This window comes from Limosilactobacillus urinaemulieris (assembly GCF_014838745.1).
GTDB lineage: Bacteria > Bacillota > Bacilli > Lactobacillales > Lactobacillaceae > Limosilactobacillus > Limosilactobacillus urinaemulieris.
In genome coordinates, this window is record NZ_JABUXR010000001.1 from 20,850 (window position 1) to 34,566 (window position 13,717).

13 protein-coding genes and 1 pseudogene are annotated in these 13,717 nt (G+C 38.1%); 10 read left to right on the forward strand and 4 right to left on the reverse strand.

Annotated features, from left to right (window positions below; translation table 11 throughout):
* Positions 1-15: 15 nt before the first annotated feature.
* Complete coding sequence (locus HUK45_RS00130) at positions 16-282, forward strand: toxin-antitoxin system (RefSeq protein ID WP_191910546.1); 267 nt, start codon at positions 16-18, stop codon at positions 280-282.
* Positions 272-580: a type II toxin-antitoxin system RelE/ParE family toxin gene (locus HUK45_RS00135; RefSeq protein WP_191910547.1), complete on the forward strand. Its 309-nt coding sequence runs from the start codon at positions 272-274 to the stop codon at positions 578-580. Before HUK45_RS00130 ends, HUK45_RS00135 begins: the two co-directional genes overlap by 11 nt.
* 207 nt (positions 581-787) lie before the next feature.
* Here HUK45_RS00135 and HUK45_RS00140 read toward each other — a convergent pair whose 3' ends face one another.
* Positions 788-1,663: a LysR family transcriptional regulator gene (locus HUK45_RS00140; protein WP_191910548.1), complete on the reverse strand. Its 876-nt coding sequence runs from the start codon at positions 1,661-1,663 to the stop codon at positions 788-790.
* Between the two features lie 105 nt (positions 1,664-1,768).
* Here HUK45_RS00140 and HUK45_RS09665 point away from each other — a divergent pair, with 105 nt between their 5' ends.
* Both HUK45_RS09665 and HUK45_RS00150 read left to right on the forward strand, forming a co-directional pair.
* Entirely contained in the window at positions 1,769-2,245 is a 477-nt protein-coding gene (locus HUK45_RS09665; RefSeq protein ID WP_191910549.1) for an LbetaH domain-containing protein, read from the forward strand.
* A 2-nt stretch (positions 2,246-2,247) separates the two neighbouring features.
* Positions 2,248-3,222 carry an alpha/beta hydrolase gene (locus HUK45_RS00150; protein ID WP_191910550.1) on the forward strand — a complete coding sequence of 325 codons (975 nt, stop codon included), beginning with the start codon at positions 2,248-2,250 and terminating at the stop codon, positions 3,220-3,222.
* Positions 3,223-3,303: 81 nt separating this feature from the next.
* Here the strand turns inward: HUK45_RS00150 and thrC are convergent, their stop codons facing one another.
* Positions 3,304-4,800, reverse strand: a complete 1,497-nt coding sequence (gene thrC, locus HUK45_RS00155; RefSeq protein WP_191910551.1) for a threonine synthase — start codon at positions 4,798-4,800, stop codon at positions 3,304-3,306.
* Positions 4,801-4,913: 113 nt separating this feature from the next.
* On the opposite strand from thrC, the gene HUK45_RS00160 reads away from it, so the two are divergent.
* Entirely contained in the window at positions 4,914-6,188 is a 1,275-nt protein-coding gene (locus HUK45_RS00160; RefSeq protein ID WP_191910552.1) for a homoserine dehydrogenase, read from the forward strand.
* 14 nt (positions 6,189-6,202) lie between these two features.
* A complete protein-coding gene (gene thrB / locus HUK45_RS00165) occupies positions 6,203-7,066 on the forward strand; it encodes a homoserine kinase (RefSeq protein ID WP_191910553.1) in 864 nt (287 codons plus the stop codon).
* Positions 7,067-7,178: 112 nt separating this feature from the next.
* Here the strand turns inward: thrB and hpt are convergent, their stop codons facing one another.
* A complete protein-coding gene (hpt, locus tag HUK45_RS00170; RefSeq protein ID WP_191910554.1) occupies positions 7,179-7,718 on the reverse strand; it encodes a hypoxanthine phosphoribosyltransferase in 540 nt (179 codons plus the stop codon).
* A gap of 238 nt (positions 7,719-7,956) precedes the next feature.
* On the opposite strand from hpt, the gene HUK45_RS00175 reads away from it, so the two are divergent.
* A complete protein-coding gene (locus HUK45_RS00175) occupies positions 7,957-9,045 on the forward strand; it encodes a low temperature requirement protein A (RefSeq protein ID WP_235971894.1) in 1,089 nt (362 codons plus the stop codon).
* A gap of 127 nt (positions 9,046-9,172) precedes the next feature.
* Here HUK45_RS00175 and HUK45_RS00180 read toward each other — a convergent pair whose 3' ends face one another.
* Positions 9,173-10,363 (reverse strand): diaminopropionate ammonia-lyase, encoded by a 1,191-nt coding sequence (locus HUK45_RS00180; protein ID WP_191910555.1) that lies wholly within the window; start codon positions 10,361-10,363, stop codon positions 9,173-9,175.
* Positions 10,364-11,094: 731 nt separating this feature from the next.
* Between HUK45_RS00180 and brnQ the strand changes: the two genes are divergently transcribed.
* From brnQ to HUK45_RS00195, 3 genes and pseudogenes are all read left to right on the forward strand, one after another.
* Positions 11,095-12,462, forward strand: coding sequence for a branched-chain amino acid transport system II carrier protein (gene brnQ, locus HUK45_RS00185; RefSeq protein WP_191910556.1), 1,368 nt, complete (start codon positions 11,095-11,097; stop codon positions 12,460-12,462).
* 169 nt (positions 12,463-12,631) lie between these two features.
* Positions 12,632-12,835: pseudogene (locus HUK45_RS00190) on the forward strand (aldo/keto reductase); the annotation flags it as partial.
* A 14-nt stretch (positions 12,836-12,849) separates the two neighbouring features.
* The gene (locus HUK45_RS00195) at positions 12,850-13,713 is read left to right on the forward strand and encodes an aldo/keto reductase (RefSeq protein ID WP_191910557.1); all 864 of its coding nucleotides are present in this window, start codon (positions 12,850-12,852) and stop codon (positions 13,711-13,713) included.
* The last annotated feature ends 4 nt before the right edge of the window (positions 13,714-13,717 follow it).

Sequence of the window (13,717 nt, forward strand, 5' to 3'; positions counted from 1 at the left end):
TGTGAGGTGAATGTAATGAAATATAAAACTGTTAAGGCACGAAGGCAGGGGACTTCACTAACTTTAACTGTTCCCGCTCAGTTTAAGGTATGTGAAAATGCATTATTTGAACCACAACTATTAGACGACGGGACAATTCAGTATAGTCCTGTTGCAAGTTCGGCTGATATAGAACATGATCGAAAAATGATTGAACGATCATTTGAGTCTGATAAGCTACTTACTGAAGAAGATATGAAGCAGCGCTTTGGAAAATATGGTTGGGGAAAAGATGAAGATTAAATATACCAGTCACTTTGCAGCTTCATTAGATCAAATTATTTCATATTGGCAAACCCAGCTAAAATTATCACCAGAAAAGATCGATCAATTTACGTTTCATATTGATAAAAAGATTAGATTGTTGAAAAATTTTCCAAAACTTGGTCAAGATGTTACTAATTTGTATGGCTTTACTGAACAGACATATCGCCTTTTAATTGGCAGCAGTTATGGAATCTTTTATCGAATTAATTCAAAGAAAAATATAATTATCGTTGGTGCTATTTTTGGCACATCAGAAATGAAAGTCAAATTTTAATTATTTTCTATATCGAGCAAATAAGGTTCGTAGCAGTTAATGCTACGAACCCTATTTTGTTAGCTTGTTAATAATTTGCTGTTGAACTATCTCAAGATCATTATCAACTGCAAGGATATTAAAGAGCTTTGTCTGGAAAATATAAGCTATCACAGGACCAACAATCGACCTCAGTAGCTGGACCGGAGTATTTATATTGTTATTCTTCTAGTCTAATGATGCCAATAAACGTTGGGTAAATAACTTAGCCACTTTAGACTGGGTGACATTCTTTTTCCAAATAATGTTTGTTGATTCAGAAATAGATGGTGAAAGCGGCCGGAAGGTGAGTTCGCTGTTGTTTGAAGTGTTGAGGAGGTTATCGAAAGTAAGAATGTAGGCACTCCCTTGTTTAACCATTAACTCCGCATTAAAAACTAACGTGTAAGTACCGATAATGTTAATTTCTTTTCCTACGTTACCCCACCAATCCTGGAAGCGGTGTTCATCAAGAGCTTGCTCGGATACCAGAAGCGGAAGACCAATAAGATCAGCGGGTCCAATAACATTTTTTTGAGCAAGGGGATCGTCTTTTTGCATGGCTAATCCCCACCGATCAGTTTCCGGTAATTGAAGATGATGGTAGCTGTCAAGACTACGGTGAGCCATTAAGACCGCAAAATCAATGGTACCGTGTTTTAATGCAGTTTCCATTTCATCAGCATTTCCGCTAACTAGCCGAATTTTAACATCAGGATAGTCCTGAATAATCCCGCTTAGTACTTCCATGATTCGCTGCATTCCAATACTTTCGCCAGCACCAATTGAGAGCGTCCCAGTAACAACTTGTTCCTTTTGGATATTAGTGGCTGTTTGATCCGCAAGTTGAATAATTTCTTTTGCACGAGCTTGGAGATACTCGCCTTCGTCTGTTAAAGTAATTTGCCGATGCCCACGGATAAATAATTTGACACCAAGTTCACTTTCTAAATCTGCTAGTTGCTTTGATAATGTCGGTTGAGATACTAGTAGTTCTCGAGCAGCTTTGGTGATATTTCGTTGTTGGGCAACAGCGAGAAAGTAACGTAAAACCCGAAGTTCCATATGATCCTCTCCCATAACTAAAAGCTATTTTTAATCATATTATATAAGCATTTCACATCATAGCAAAGGGAAAATATAATAAAGACAGTTAATTAAAAGAGGTGAGTGATAATTACAAAGCAGTTAAAAGTGGATCAACGATTATTAAAGCAGAATCAACGGCTGTTACGTCATCTGAATACCTCTTGCTTGAATGACCGCCAAATCAAGCAGTTATTAAATGAGATTTTTGGTTATCAGATAGAAGATAGTAATCAGTTTTTATTACCGTTTTACAGTGACTATGGTCGAAATATTAAGCTTGGCAAAAATATTTCAGTCAGTTGTAATGTCACGATAGCAGATAAGGCCGGAATTAGGATTGGTGATAACGTTGAGATTGGCTCTTCGACCTCATTATTAACCGTTGATGGTAATCAAAGCGGACCGATTGTCATCGATTCAGGTGTGAAAATTGGTGGAAACGTAATTATTTTGCCGAATGTTCATATTGGAACTGATGCAGTAATTAGTGCTGGGTCAATTATTACTCACGATATTCCAGCAAGAGAAAATATTTCATACGTATACGAGGAGAGATAACAATGCAAGAATTACATTTAACTCAAGAATGGGATAAGGTATTTCCTAAAAGCGATAAAGTTGATCACAAAAAAGTAACTTTTACTAACCACTTTGGTATTACTTTAGCAGCAGACCAATACACACCGAAGAACTACGAAGGCAAGTTACCGGCATTGGCAGTGGCTGGACCTTTCGGGGCAGTGAAGGAACAGTCTAGTGGCTTGTATGCTCAAACGATGGCGGAACGGGGCTACTTGACAATTGCCTTTGATCCATCCTTTACTGGCGAAAGTGGTGGCGATGTCCGCGATGTTTTTTCATTGGATATTAATACTGAAGATTACCAAGCTGCAGTGGACTATTTAAGTAACCTAGATAATGTTGAGCCAGAGGAAATCGGCATTATCGGTATCTGTGGTTGGGGCGGAATTTCTCTCAATGCTGCCGCAATTGATCCGCGGATTAAGGCCACCGCTGCTGTAACAATGTACGATATGCCACGGATTGGTGCGAATGGCTATTTTGATCAAGGAACCGCTGATGACCGTTATGAAAGTAAAAAACAAATTGCTGAGCAGCGAACTAAAGAATATGGTCAAAAGAATTTAGCTAAAGCTGGTGGCTGCTACGATTACCCCGCTCCTGATGATCAACCAGACTTTGTCAAGCAGTACAGTGCTTATTACAAGACCAAGCGTGGTTACCACAAGCGTTCAGTTAACTCCAATGAAGGTTGGGTATTGCAGAGTCAGCCAGCTTGGATGAACACTAAGATTTTGGTTCACCCCGAAGACCTTAAGAATGCAGTTTTGATTGTTCATGGTGAGAAGGCCCACTCACGTTATATGGGTGAAGATACCTTTAAGAAATTAAAGGGTGATAATAAGGAATTAGTAATTGTCCCTGGTGCAACGCATACTGACTTGTACGATGGTGGCGACCATGATTATATTCCGTTTGACAAGATTGATAGTTTCTTTAAGAAGAACCTGTAGTAATAATTAGCAAAAACCGAGGCATCCTAGAATTGCGAATATTTCTAGTGTACTTCGGTTAATTTAAAATGATCAAAATTATTAATACGTTGAAGTAAGTAACTTACTAATCGTTTCTTCCATTTTGGTTGGCTGGATTACTTGCTCAGCTCGGATTGACTGATTGAATAAGGCTTGAACATTATTACTGAAAGGCTGCTGGATAATATTTTGCAAATCTTGAACGGCTGCTAAGCCTGAACTTGATACTGATTTTCCGGTAATAGCCTTGTAAACTGTTTCAGGGAACTTATACGGACTAGCCGTTGATACAATAACCGTTGGTGTCTTGTCATTATGGCTGGCTTGGTATTGCTTAGTAACAAATGAAGCAACAGCCGTATGGGGATCAATCAGGTAACCATCTGCTTCATAAATCCGCTGGATCTCTTGGATGACCTGATCCTGAGTAGCAAATCCGGCAGCAAACTGATGATCTAACTGTTCTTTAATGGCAGAATTGATTTGGTAATGACCCTCTTGTGCTAATTGGTTCATATACCTACTAATTAGTTCAGCATTATTACCAGCTAAATCAAATAATAGTCGCTCTAAATTGCTGGATACTAAGATATCCATTGCGGGAGAATTAGTTAAGTAAAACTGACGCTGACGGTTGTATTCTCCGGTTTTGAAAAAGTCAGTCAGAACATTATTTTCATCAGAAGCACAAATCAATTTATTAACTGGCAATCCTAACTTCTTAGCGTAATAGCCAGCTAGGATATCACCAAAATTACCAGTAGGGACGGCAAAGTTCAGGGCATCGCCAACCTTAATTTTACCCTTATCTACCAGTTGAACATAGGCACTAAAGTAGTAAGCAATCTGTAGAATTAAGCGCCCGATATTCATTGAATTAGCTGAGGAGAATTGATAGCCGTTTTGTTGGAGTTGATGATTAAATGTGATATCGTTAAAAATTCGTTTGACTTCAGTCTGGGCATCGTCAAAGTTACCTTCGATTGCAATAGCAGTAAGGTTATTCCCCCGTTGGCCCAACATTTGTTTCAATTGAACGGGACTAACTCCTCCATGGGGATAAAAGACAATTACTTGTGTACCGGACTGATTACTAAATCCCCGCATAGCAGCTGTTCCCGTATCGCCGGAAGTAGCAGTTAAAATAATAATTTTATTACTGATTTGTTCAATAGTAACTGCTGAGGTCATTAGATAGGGAAGAATTTGCAGTGCAACATCTTTAAAGGCTAAAGTCGGTCCATGAAAAAGTTCTAGGTAGTAATTATTTGAATGACTATTAGAAATAGGGGTAATTTGTTGACTATCCCATTGGTCGCCATAAGCCTGCTCGATACTTTTTTGTAGCTGATCAGGGGTAAAATCGTCGAAAAACAGGGTTAGGATCAGGTGTACAATTTGCTGATAAGTCATCTTAGGTAAGTTTTCGATCGGTAAAGATGAAGAAGGAAATTTGGTGGGGACTAGCAAACCACCGTCATCTGCTAGCCCCTTAATAATGGCTTGGGGTGCGTTTAAGTTTTTATCTAGTGGACCGCGTGTACTACGGTATTGCATATCATTACCTCCAATTATGACTAAAATCGTAACTCTTTGTTTGATATTGTACCTGTCTTAACGGTATGTTACAATCGGAAAATGAAAAAATAATGAGAAAATGAGGTGGCATTATGGAAACCGTTCAGATAGGAATGCTAGGTCTTGGAACAGTTGGATCTGGCGTACTACAAATGATTCAGAATAATGAAGATAAGGTGGCTAATGTCACCGGACGACAACTTAATGTTAAAAAAGTATTAGTAAAACATCCCGAGCGTCATCAGAAAGTCCAGGGAGGAATCGAGTTAACGACTGATATTCAGGAAATTATCAATGATCAAGAAATTCAAATTGTGGTAGAGCTGATTGGTGGAATCCACCCTGCAAAAGAATATATTGAAATGGCATTACGCTCCCGAAAAAACGTTGTGACAGCAAATAAGGACTTGATTGCAACATATGGACCAGAATTAAGCCGACTAGCCCATGATAATGATTGCGATCTAATGTATGAAGCAAGTGTCGCTGGGGGAATTCCAATTTTACGGACAATTAATAATAGTTTCTCTGCTGACAAAATAACGGAGGTCAAGGGAATTGTTAACGGAACCACTAACTACATTTTGACACAGATGAGTCAGCAAGGGTGGTCGTACGAAAAAGCATTACGCGAAGCACAAAAATTAGGTTTTGCTGAGGCAGATCCAACGAATGACGTTACTGGAAAAGATGCTGCATTTAAAATGGTAATCCTTAGTCAGTTTGCATTCGGTATTCAATTAACGATTAATGATTTTAACGTAACTGGAATTGACCGATTGAGTGCCTTCGATGTTCAACAAGCGGGGAAATTTGGTTATGTAATTAAACTAGTAGGGATTTCGCGGGTAATTAATGATGGCGTCTTTGTCGAAGTAGCTCCGGTTTTGGTCCCAGTAGATCATCCGTTAGCTACCATCAATAATGAATACAATGCAGTAATGGTCACTGGTCAAGCAGTAGGAGACACCCTGTTTTATGGGCGTGGTGCAGGTGGATTGCCAACCGCAAATAGTGTTTTAAGTGATATCACTTCAGTTACTAAGAATCTTGTGTTAAAAACTAACGGTAACTTCTTTAATAATTATCAGCAGCGTTATATCCCAGCTACTACTGATCAAGTTGCATATCCATACTTTTTATCCATTACGATGCCGGATATAACTGGTCAAATGCTTAAGTTAACGCAAATTATGACAGAGATTAATGCCAGTTTTAGCCAAATTACCCAAACAGAAGCAAATGGAATAGCTCGGATAGTAATTATTACTCATGCAATGAGCGGGTCGCAGTTACATGAATTTAAGGCACAGATTGCTAGTGAGCCAACCATTAATCTTGATGCTGCTTATAAGGTTTTAAAATAATGGGGGATGAGTAAATGAAAATTAAGGTTCCTGCTTCCAGTGCCAATCTTGGCCCGGGTTTTGATTCAATTGGACTTGCGGTTTCACTATATTTAAATGTAACGGTTAAGGGATCCGCTAAAAAATGGCAAGTTGATCACCAGTTAGGAGATTTACCGCATGATGAGGATAATATGATCGTTCAAATCGCTTTCCAAGTTGCGCCTCAACTCTCACCCCAACATCTTGAAGTTAGCAGTGATATTCCGGTTACTCATGGGTTAGGAAGCAGTTCCAGCGCAATTGTTGCTGGGATTGAATTAGCAAACCAACTAGCAAATCTCAAATTAACCAAGGCAGCCAAGGTAGAAATTGCCAGTCAAATAGAGGGCCATCCTGATAATGTTGCTCCAGCGATCCTTGGTGGCTTAGTGGTGGGGACTAACGTTGCTCAACATTTCGATGCAGTGGAAGCTCCTTTACCACCATATGATTTTGTGGCTTATATTCCGACATATTGCTTAGCAACCAAGAAGGCTCGTGCAGTTCTACCACGTCAGTTAGACTATCATGCTGCTACCCATGCCAGTGCGGTTGCTAACACATTAGTAGCAGCATTATTTAAACAGAATTACTCATTAGTAAAAGAGCTTATGGAGGCTGATGACTTTCATGAACAATATCGAGCACAACTGGTACCAGAATTAATGACTATTCGACAATTAGGTCATATTTATGATGCAGCAACCTACTTAAGTGGCGCCGGTCCCACGATTATGACAATGATTACCCCAGAAAAAACGGCAGCATTTATTGAGGCACTTCGTAAAAATGGATTATCTGATCGCATTGAAGTTTTACATCCAGATCGGAATGGTGTGGTCGTCGATGATCAGTAAATTATGGATTCTAAAGCCGTAAAGTGAATGATAAGTGATAAAAAAAGAGCGGACAGTAATTTACCTCAAGGGCATACACCATGAGCTAATTGTTACTGTCTGCTCTCTTTTATTATTTTTCATAAACTGATCGTTTTAACACACCAACATAGGGAAGGTTACGATAGAGTCCATTATAATCAAGACCATAGCCAACGATAAATTCATTAGGTACTGTAAAACCAAGATAATCAATTTTTACGGGTGTTTCGCGGCGTTCAGGTTTATCCAAAAGTGAACAAATTTCAACGCTTTTTGCGCCGCGACTAGCAAATAATTTATTCAAAAATTCTAAAGTATGTCCGGTATCAATGATATCTTCAACCATTAAAACGGGTCTGCCACTAACGTCATGGGAAAGGTCACGTAATAAACGGACTTTACCTGATGATTTAGAACTATCTTCATAGCTGGAAACATCGACATAATCAATGTTTAATTTGAAGTCAAGTCTCTTCATTAATTCGGATGCAAACATCATTGCTCCTGTCATCACTGGGACAACAACTGGAAGTTCATCATGATATTTTGCGGAAAGAATAGTCGCTAGTTCATCGACTCGTTGACTAATTTGTTCCTGAGTGTATAAAACCTTTTCAATGTCGTTATTCATTTTCATTCTCCCTCATAATGTTCGATATTTACGAACAATATAACTGGTTAGTATTTATTAACGTTAGAATTCTATCATAAGTTGTGATGATTTAAAGACTTTTTAAAAGAAAATTATGATAATCTAACCGGGAAACATTTAAATTTCATGATTAGCTCTTGATCGCTTAAATTATTAACTAAAATCTTTTATAATGGCTAAATGAAAACTTACCAAATTATAAAAGGAGGGGAGCGTTTTGCAAAAAATTATCGCTAAACGGGTTTCAATGTTGGAACTATTTTATGACCTGATTTTTGTCTATGCAATTTCTAAAATCACCGCAATGATTCATCATCCCGTTGCCGGTGGGATTCCGCTATTTAATTACATTGAATTTGTTTTTGTTGTTATTATGGTAATGCAGATATGGCTTTATCAGGCATTATATATTAATCGCTTCGGTAAAAGTCGCATCATTGATACAATTGGTTTGCTAATCAGTATGTATGCAATGACGTATCTTGCTAATAACATCAACACTGAATGGTCGGTCACATTTAGAACTTTTAATTCGGCAGTGGTACTAATAGTTGCTGGTTTAATTTGGCAGTACCTCTGTGGTTCAGGAAAACACCCGATGCGCGATCATGATGTCCGGGCCTTTGTAGTAACACTAATATTAGAATTGATTGCTATATTAAGTGGCTTACTAATCGGGTACCACTATGGCATTTTCCTGTGTGTATTAGGTGGTTTAATTGGCTTTTTAATGCCATTAGCTGTATATCAACAATTTGTTCCAAAGAACGTGAACTTTCCGCATTTATTGGAACGACTCGGTTTGATTATTATCATTACTTTTGGTGAATCGTTAGTTAATATTACGCGTTACTTCAATGGTTCGATAATTCAGCCGTTTCCTGCATTAATTTTTATACTACTGGTGACAATGTTTGGTGCATATATTATCCAAGACGAACTGCTTATTAATCACCACCAGCGTTCACGCGGATTCGTCTTAATGTATTCGCACGTATTTATGGTAATTGCCCTTCTCTCGATGACGGTAGGGCTTGATTATCTTGCTGAATCAGGGGTATCACGGATGAATTTATGGCTATTATTGTCGATCAGCATTTTGGGATACTATCTATGTCTTGTGGCAAATGGCGTTTATAACCATCGTGATGTTAAATTACAGTTAAAAGATTATTGTGTGATGTTGATGATCTTCCTAATTGGTACGGGAATTTCATTTTATGGGATGCAAAGTAACTTTGGCTTAATTACCGGTTTTGCTCTTTGTGGCATTAGTGAATTTCTATGGTTATTAAAGATAAGCTGAGTAAGGAAATAGTTAAAGATTGAAGAACGGGATAGAGAATTTGGTAGAAGCAAATTCTCTATCCCGTTTTCGGTAAAAAAGATCTACTTATTTCAAGACATAAATATGAAATTGAAATAACTACTTTTTAGCTAATTGTTTTAATTATTTCTTGATATACCTGCTTGTCTGTATCGCCTTCGGTATTAATGACTAGTACTCGCGCTTTGGCGTCTAATCCTATTTTTTTACGGAGGTGTTGATCCTGGAGAACGGCATTAACATAGGCAAAGGCTGCAACTCCAGATTCACCGGAAATAATTTTTGAATCAGTTCCAACGGGGGTTGATAGGGTGCGCATTCCAATTCGTGCAATGTTATCTGTCAGTGTTCCATAAAAACTGGCAGTATCACGAATTACTGGAAATGAAATTAAACTACTTGGTGTCTGACAATTTAGCCCAGCCATAATCGTGCGAGGTGATCCAGGAACGGTGTGCAAGTTATTATCCGCTACCTGTGCGGATAGATAGTAACAGGCAACAGTTGCTGGTTCAACAATTGTAATTACTGGGCATTTATCTTTTGGCAATAAACTATATAAGACATCGATAATTTCAGATGATAATTGACCAACTCCTGCTTGTAAGAAGATATGTGTAGGATAATTGTCGGTGTCTATTTGTTTAAGAATTTCGGTGACGATAATAGAATATCCTGCAGAAATCGCTTGTGGAATTTCTGTATAGCCTTCCCAAGCCATATCTTGAATTAAAATCCCATTTGGATCTTTGTCAGCAAGCTGTTTAACAAGCTGAACAGTATCGTCGTAGTTTTTATCTGTTATTTCTACATTCACATTATTAAACGCAGCAATATGTTCTGCACGTATCTTAGTTGAACCTGCAGGCATCTTAACTATTGCGTGAGTGCTTAATTTTTCGGCCGCCCAAGCCACACCGCGACCATGATTACCATCAGTAGCAGTATAAAAAGTGATTTGGTCAGCGACTTTTCTTATCAACGGTGTCATTAATTGAGAATATTTCAAATTCTTTGTTGATAATCCGGCTTGTTTAGCAATACAATATGCCATTGCGTATAAACCACCGGTAGCTTTAAAGGCTTTTAGGGCTTTGCTGAATCGTTGAGATTCATCTTTTACATAAAGACTACCGATATTATTCTTTTTAGCATACTGCTTCAAATTAATTAATGGTGTTGGTTGATAAAATGGTACTGATTGATAAAAGTTTGCAACTTGTTTCACAATTTTAGCATCGTTAAAAGGATGATTGCAAATTTTAAATGGTGATTTAATAATTTGGATTTCTGTCATAATTAGTTTCTTCCTTAATATTCAAGCTAACAAAGTCTGATGATCTATGTCAAATACGCTTAAGATACGTAATTGCGTAGTAGCTAAACAAGTGGAATATAATTTCAATATTATGGTTAATTAGTTGCTTGAAGAAAAAATATGCTTACTTAGAAAGTAGTAGCACTACTAATCTTGCTTTTTTACCGAAAGGAATCAAAAAGTAGCTAGTCTAGTTAGACTATCAGCTTTAAATAACAAAGAATAAGGTTCCGTCTACACAAACAGTGTAAATGGAACCTTATTTTTAGCGATCACAATAGTTTAATATCATATTTGACTTAATGAGCACTCAATGAAATATTAAAAATATATTAGAAAAATATTGACATTTTATAATTAATCATGTAAAGTATTTAGCAAATAAACGGTATGAATAACCACTGAGAATAGGAAATTAGCTTTTCTTTAACTAGTCAGCGAACCCAAATTAGTGAGAGTGGGAATAGTAAAGGATAGTGAAAGTAGCCTAGGAGTGGCTCAGGTGAGAGCAATCGTAGCCTTAGCCGGGTGCGCCCGTTATAGCGTCAACGTATCTAGTTTCTTTACTATGTACGGGGTAAGGGAGTAGTAGTGATATTACTCTGAAGATAAGGTGGTAACACGCGTGATAGCGTCCTTGTAAGCAGTTAGCTTATGAGGACGTTTTTTTATACCAGTTTAATTAATTTTTACTGAGAGGGATGTTTAAAATGAAAACAACCAAAGCGAGTATTAGACAGTCGATAATTATTGCATCATTGATTTTTGGAATGTTATTTGGAGCAGGGAATCTAATTTTCCCAGTCCACTTGGGCCAGTTAGCTGGTAGTCACTGGTTAATAGCGAGTAGTGGCTTTCTTATTTCTGGAGTATTAATTCCCTTGATGGCGTTGTTAGCAATTAGCATTACCAAGTCAAACGGAATTTATGACCTTGCACTGCCGAACGGTCGGACTTATGCACTAATCTTTTTAATTCTCGTTCATGCAACACTGGGACCATTATTTGCAACGCCCCGGACGGCCACCGTTCCTTATGAAATCGGGATTGCTCCTTATTTATCTAAGGCAGCTAATTCTTGGGGGTTATTAATCTACTCAGCAATTTTCTTTGGTTTGGTTTACCTTTTTTCAAATCATGAGGGAAAGATCACTACTTTAATCGGGAAGATCCTAAACCCCTTATTCCTAGGATTACTATTTCTGATTTTCTTACTAGCATTCATTAATCCCTTAGGCGCTGGAAGTACTGCTAATATAACCGCAGCCTATACAAATCATGCTTTTTCTAACGGCTTTTTGCAAGGATATAATACTATGGATGGGTTAGCCGCATTAGCCTTTGGAATTACAATTATTACTGCAATTAAAGAATTGGGAATTAAAAAATCGCGACAAATTTCGCTTGCAACGGCTAAAAGTGGCTTCTTGGGAATCAGTGGAGTTGCAATTATCTACTTAGCTTTAATTTGGTTAGGGGCAACTAGTTTACACCAATTTAAACCTGCACTAAATGGTGGGATTACGCTTGCCCAAATTTCTCATTATTACCTAGGAACGGCTGGAGATGCAATCTTAGCAACATTAGCTACCGTTACCTGCATGACTTCTGCAATGGGGCTCGTAATTGCCTTCTCACAAGACTTCCACCGTCGCTTTCCGCAAATTTCATACCGAACATTTTTACGGTTTAACTGTGGGTTGTCATTCTTATTCGCTAATCTAGGTCTTAATCAAATTATCGCATGGTCAACACCAATCCTAATGTTCCTTTACCCGTTAGCAATTACTTTAATTATTTTAGGTTTGCTTTCGCCACTCTTTAAAAAGGATCCGTTAGTTTACCGAATTACAACTGGATTAACTCTGATTCCAGCATTCTTTGATATGTTAAATGCGTTACCTGCTAATTTGCATGAAAGTCAATTATTGCAAACCCTACTTGGATTTGCTCAACGATTCTTCCCATTCTTCGGTTTGGGCTTTGGCTGGCTGAGTTTTGGAATTGTGGGACTAATTTTAGGCCTTGCTAGTTATGCATTAAAAGAAAGGAAGAAAACAGCATTAGCAAATGATTAATTGTTAATTTTAGGTCACAAAAAGGTGAAGGCGTAAATTAGTTGACGCTTTCACCTTACTTTATGATTAATTTTTGTTTGCTCCTGGCTGACCACCGTTGACAATCGTTTTTATTGCTTCAGGATCGTGAGGATCAAAGAACTCACTGTGATTTTGATTAAGTTGCTGAATCATGGTCATTCCTAAGTCTGTTCACCAGAACCAGATGGCTGAAAATATTGATGTCTTTGACTTTGAACTTTCTGATGATGATATGAAGAAGATGGCTAGCCTTGATAAGAACGAAAGTCAATTCTTTGATCGCCGTGATCCAGTGACGATTGAACAAATTTTTGGTTCCAGTTTGAAGCAAGTGCAAGATAGTGAAAAATAAGGAGGAGCTTAATTATGGCTAATATTCCAACATTTAAACTCAATGACGGTAATGAAATCCCTTCATTCGATTTCGGAACTTTTCAAATCCCTGCTGATGGCACAACCTACCAAGCAGTTAAGAATGCTTTAGCTGCTGGCTACCGGCATATTGATACTGCGACAGCCTACTTTAACGAACAGGAAGTCGGTAAGGCGATTAAGGATAGTGTCATTCCTCGTAATCAAATCTGGGTAACTTCTAAGCTGTGGCTCCAAGATTACGCTTACGAAGATGCTAAGAAGGCTATTTATCTTTCATTGCAGAAGCTTGGCTTGGACCACATGGATATGTACTTGATTCACCAACCATACGGCAAGGTCGATGAAGCTTGGAAAGCACTGGAAGAAGCACAAAAGGCTGGTAAGATTCGTTCAATTGGTGTTTCTAACATGACACCAAAATTATGGAAGAAGTTTGTTCCAAACTTTGATGTAATGCCTGCAGTTAACCAAGTTGAATTTAACCCATACTTCCAACAAAAAGAATTACGGCAAATCATGGCTAAAAATGGGGTTGCTCTTGAAGCTTGGGCACCACTAGGTCAAGGTAACGCTGACCTCTTTAAGGAACCAGTCATTACTAAAATGGCGGAAAAGTATGGTAAGGACGCCGGTCAAATTATCCTCCGCTTTGAACATCAAGAAGGGGTAACGGTCTTTCCAAAGTCAGTTCATGAAGCACGGATCAAGAGCAACATGGAAATCTTTGACTTTGAATTGAACTCCGCCGAAATGGATCAAATGCGGGCTTTAGATAAAGGTAAAGGGATGCACGATCCAGATGCACCGGGCGTTGAAGAAATGCTCAGTCAATACGATGTGCACGCTAATGATTAATTGA

Coding starts and splice junctions, on each gene's coding strand:
- HUK45_RS00140 (WP_191910548.1), bottom strand. CDS start 1,663: ATGGAACTTCGGGTTTTACGTTACTTTCTCGCTGTTGCCCAACAACGA.
- HUK45_RS00135 (WP_191910547.1), top strand. CDS start 272: ATGAAGATTAAATATACCAGTCACTTTGCAGCTTCATTAGATCAAATT.
- hpt (WP_191910554.1), bottom strand. CDS start 7,718: ATGAATAACGACATTGAAAAGGTTTTATACACTCAGGAACAAATTAGT.
- brnQ (WP_191910556.1), top strand. CDS start 11,095: ATGAAAACAACCAAAGCGAGTATTAGACAGTCGATAATTATTGCATCA.
- HUK45_RS00160 (WP_191910552.1), top strand. CDS start 4,914: ATGGAAACCGTTCAGATAGGAATGCTAGGTCTTGGAACAGTTGGATCT.
- HUK45_RS00195 (WP_191910557.1), top strand. CDS start 12,850: ATGGCTAATATTCCAACATTTAAACTCAATGACGGTAATGAAATCCCT.
- HUK45_RS00130 (WP_191910546.1), top strand. CDS start 16: ATGAAATATAAAACTGTTAAGGCACGAAGGCAGGGGACTTCACTAACT.
- HUK45_RS00150 (WP_191910550.1), top strand. CDS start 2,248: ATGCAAGAATTACATTTAACTCAAGAATGGGATAAGGTATTTCCTAAA.
- thrC (WP_191910551.1), bottom strand. CDS start 4,800: ATGCAATACCGTAGTACACGCGGTCCACTAGATAAAAACTTAAACGCA.
- HUK45_RS00180 (WP_191910555.1), bottom strand. CDS start 10,363: ATGACAGAAATCCAAATTATTAAATCACCATTTAAAATTTGCAATCAT.
- thrB (WP_191910553.1), top strand. CDS start 6,203: ATGAAAATTAAGGTTCCTGCTTCCAGTGCCAATCTTGGCCCGGGTTTT.